This is a genomic window from Pseudoxanthomonas mexicana (assembly GCF_010093385.1).
In the GTDB taxonomy this organism is placed as follows: Bacteria; Pseudomonadota; Gammaproteobacteria; order Xanthomonadales; family Xanthomonadaceae; genus Pseudoxanthomonas_A; species Pseudoxanthomonas_A mexicana.
In genome coordinates, this window is the sequence record NZ_PDWV01000100.1 from 1 (window position 1) to 3,974 (window position 3,974).

General features: G+C 56.1%; 4 protein-coding genes. 2 read left to right on the forward strand and 2 right to left on the reverse strand.

All coding sequences use genetic code 11. The features are described 5' to 3' along the window. Nucleotides 1-131: 131 nt before the first annotated feature. Both CSC76_RS19465 and CSC76_RS18670 read left to right on the forward strand, forming a co-directional pair. Nucleotides 132-437 (forward strand): SAVED domain-containing protein, encoded by a 306-nt coding sequence (locus CSC76_RS19465; protein WP_379606290.1) that lies wholly within the window; start codon nucleotides 132-134, stop codon nucleotides 435-437. A 63-nt stretch (nucleotides 438-500) separates the two neighbouring features. Further along, nucleotides 501-2,330 (forward strand): hypothetical protein, encoded by a 1,830-nt coding sequence (locus CSC76_RS18670; protein WP_162111462.1) that lies wholly within the window; start codon nucleotides 501-503, stop codon nucleotides 2,328-2,330. A gap of 262 nt (nucleotides 2,331-2,592) precedes the next feature. Here CSC76_RS18670 and CSC76_RS18675 read toward each other — a convergent pair whose 3' ends face one another. Both CSC76_RS18675 and CSC76_RS18680 read right to left on the reverse strand, forming a co-directional pair. Continuing rightward, nucleotides 2,593-2,835, reverse strand: a complete 243-nt coding sequence (locus CSC76_RS18675) for a hypothetical protein (protein ID WP_162111463.1) — start codon at nucleotides 2,833-2,835, stop codon at nucleotides 2,593-2,595. A gap of 189 nt (nucleotides 2,836-3,024) precedes the next feature. Beyond that, nucleotides 3,025-3,974: RHS repeat domain-containing protein (locus tag CSC76_RS18680; protein ID WP_238395098.1), on the reverse strand; the 950-nt coding region annotated here is incomplete at its 5' end.

The window sequence follows — 3,974 nt, forward strand, 5'->3', positions numbered from 1 at the left end:
ACTACATCGAGATGTTCTACAACCCGATCCGCCGGCATGGTTCCGCTCGCGGACTGTCACCGGTAGAGTTTGAAAGGCGCTACGCGCAGAGCGGCGACTGAGTGTCTACAGAGCTCTGGCCGGTCCAGCCTATGGTGACGCTGTCATTGCCAGACCCGCGCCCCAATGTCCTTTGGTCTGCAGAAAAACAGGCGGCACTTTCCCAACAATTCCTCGAACTGATGGCCATGCTCACAAACCGCGCGGTTGCACGTGTTGACCTGGTACTAGCCGCGCCGGCTTCCCTGGCCTTGCGCTTGGGGCGCGCTTATGACCTCAGAAATATGTCGAGCGTGTACTGTTACCAATACCAGAAGGACCACGTGCCGCCGTATCCATGGAGCGTCAATGCATCTCTGGGAGAACCTCTAAGTTTGAACTACACGCCCTCCAAGTAATCGCATCCACTTTCGGAGAAGAATCGTCCTGTGGTGGGAATGGATATCGGTCAGGGGAATCCCATGCTCTACGCTCCGACGTTCCAAGATTGTGCACTTGTAACTGATGACGCACTTCTGGCAGCGCAGGTATCCGCGCTCTTTACTCGTCAGGGACGCTATTTTCCGGTCATGGATGGGCCGCGGCTAGGACGTGAGGACGCGGAGAACGAAACGATACGTCGACGAAACGCGCTGGTTCTCGCTGGAATAGAACAAGTCCTGATCGGCGGCTTACCTGACGACGCGGCAGTAGCAATGGCGGTTGGCTGGCCGCGCTGTGCCCACCATGACGCATATCCGGATCTTAAGGCGATTGTTGGCGGGCGTAGTCGCTCAAGAGGAGCGCTGCACTGGGGAAAGGACAACTTGGGCGTAGGGGTGTACCAAGCGCGTCTTTCCTCATGCGAACTTGTAATCGACCTCGACGCCTCGCCGGAGATATCGTTGGTAAGCCGGGGCCAACATCTGCTTGTAGTGTTCGAACGGGGTGATGCATTGGCGGAAGTGATCGCCAGCAACATCGCTTTCGCGAGCAATGCTTCTTTCGCGACCATCCCAGAGTTGGCCGAGGAACTGCATGATCATTGGATCGAGGATATATACGATCTTGGCGAAGGCGGCGAGGTAAGTGCGCGCTTCAATGCCATTGTAGATCGTGCTCGACAGCACGTCGGGGCGCTGGAGCTGACGGGCTATCAGTCTATTCTTTTTGTTACGGCCGGATTTCCTTGGGGGGTGATCGCTCCGCATACGGCCGTTACCCACATGTACCGCTACCCCGACTTTGGACGGTCTACGATCGAGGGCATCTGGGCCTCCCAAGGGCGAGCGCGATCGACGCGTACTGCTCTGCTTGTCGACCCGGGAGCGGTCGAGAGCGCAGAGATGGTCGATGTAGCGCATGCCCTTTATGAACGGGGAGCGTTGGTGCGTACGATTAATGGGTCAGAGGCCACTCCAATGATGGTGCAGTTTCTTCTTGACCTCGTCCCGTATGACGTCATCGTGATATCCAGCCATTCCGGAGACGCTCAGGGACATCGGCTTACCTATGAGTTCCCGGACTTGGAAGGAAAGTGCCGAAGGCTGGTTGTGGATCGCGCCCTTAGCTTTAGTTACGACCGAGTCGAGGATATGTTTCGGGTAATGGAGTACTACCGCTTTCATTCATTGGACGGCGTAAGCTGGCGCGACAAAGCCGGCAAGGACGCGCTACCTGTAGGTAGCGCTATGTTGGCCTGGCGAGATCTCGGTGGACTTGAGGGGCGCAATGAATACTTGGTGGCCAGCGAGGAGGTCGGCCGCGTCCCCGGCTCAATGGGAATCCAGATGCATGGAGAAATCATGCTTTTCGCATCGCATGCATTCGCCATGGGATCGGCCCCCCTTTTCTTCAACAATTCTTGCTGGTCGTGGCACGAATTGAGTATGCGCGCTACATTCGCAGGTGCACGTGGTTACATTGGAAGCCTCTATCCTGTCGTGGATCCTGAGGCTCAGGAAGTTGCGCGAGCACTGTTCGCATCGCCTTCTGACGTTACGATTCCGGTAGCGTTGTGGCGAGCCCAGCAGCATGTTTACGGAAGCGCTTCACGTCGCCCCTATGTAATGGTCGGACTTCCGTATCTTTCGCTTCCGCGCAATGAGGCCGATTCTATCGCCTTTCTGCTTAAGGCTTATCGAGGGGGGCGCGCTGCATGGGCAGCCAAGGCTCAGGAGTCTGCGCACGAGGACGTGCGACGCAATGCAGCTCGATATGAGAGGTTTCTTCGTGAAGATGAGGCCCGGTTCCACCGGCAAGTCCGCGCTCTTGGCATGAGCGTCAGTACTGAATCGCAAATTGTCTCGTAAGCCCCATCTACTACCATTCCCTACCCTCGATAAATCAATCGAATCAACTGCTCCTGCCCTCCCCCTGTCCCTCACTTACCCCGCCCATTAGCCTGACGGTTTGCAACCTTCACAATATCGGATCTTCTAGAGCTTCACTAAGCTTCGCCCCTGCGAGCATATAGCGCGACAACAGTGGATCGCTAAAGAGTCCGTAGGGAAACCCGCTCCATCGCGAAAAGTTGGTGGCGAGATCGGCGCAGTTCACCAGTCGGCTAACCTTCTATAACCCCGGATTTTCGTCCCATCCAACATAGTGCCGTGTCAGCGACGGCTCAAGTTGGAACAACCTAAAGGTTGCTTCGCGAAACTTGAAGTCTAGGCTCAGGCCATCGAGATCGCTGGCAAAGTGCGCCGCCTGATTTTCATCGTGGCCAGTCACAAGGAACTCCCGAATCGAGAAGCCACCAGCTAGATTCAGATCGAGCATTCTGAGGTTTTCGACCCCATCAAAACAGAGTTCCACTACCTCATTCCATTGAGATAGCAGCACGGAAAGGATAAGTCTGGAGCTCGAGTCTAGCGGACACTCAACGGTCACTCCATAGACGAAGCCACCAAAAAGGTCCGGGGGAGACTCGCTCAACATTTTTCCCCCACAGCGAAGAGCCTGTCGAACGGGCCGGTTCTTTAGCAAGACATGATCAGTCATTTGTCAACATCCATCAAAATCTGGGTCAACACTACAAGCCCGCTCGATACTCAGATTGTCAAGTATCCCACCGACAACACCAGCGGCGCCTAAGCTCTTTCCGAGCGCCCTCAAGTATGTCAAGGAGCCCGTTCTTCCCATCCCCTTCTGGATCTCTGCCGTAAGCCGTGATCCCCGAATGCTTACTCCAGATCCTCGCGGTGCGAGCCAACCTCTTCCTCGCGCTTCTTGGGCAATCACAGATCGAATCTTATTGTCTGCTGTAGTGCTAATAGTAGGTGGGCTCGTATGGCCATGTTTGTTCAGCCAATTTCCATCTGGACCCACAACGCCAACCTCCTGTTGTTGCAGCAACTTTCTATTGTTGCTCTTCACAGCATCGTCAAAGTCTTGGCCACGCCTGTAGACGTGGAGTTCGTACATTTCCGAGTTTGGAACAGCGTCCAGCCTGCCCACATACTGAGGTCCGAGGTCTCGCTCTTTCTCTCCGAAGCTAGCGTCGTCGCCAAGACAGAACGGACAATCCCCGCCCGGCATGCCGTTCCAAGGGTTAGGGGGCTTGACAGTACAATCATCTCCGGTTAGCGGAGAACAGATCTTTCTTCCATCTGGATCCATGAATTTGTATGGATTCCCGTTTGCATAGCGGTATCGGTTGAACAGCCCTACTGGTGCACTTAGTGCGGTCACGGGGTCACTGCTCAAGAACAGCCCCGCCTGCGGATCGTAATAGCGCTGCTGCATGTAGGTCAGCCCGGTCGCCGAATCCTGCACATGACCGGTGAAGCCCGGACCGTCTGTCAGTGGCCGGTTGATCAGCTGGCCGTAGGGCTCGTACACGCTGCGCTCGATCACCGCGCCCGCGCTGTTGGTGACCGCCACCGGCGTGCCCAGCGCATCGGTGTGGATGTACTCCACCACCGTCTGTGCCTGCGCGACCGCCACGAGGGCCA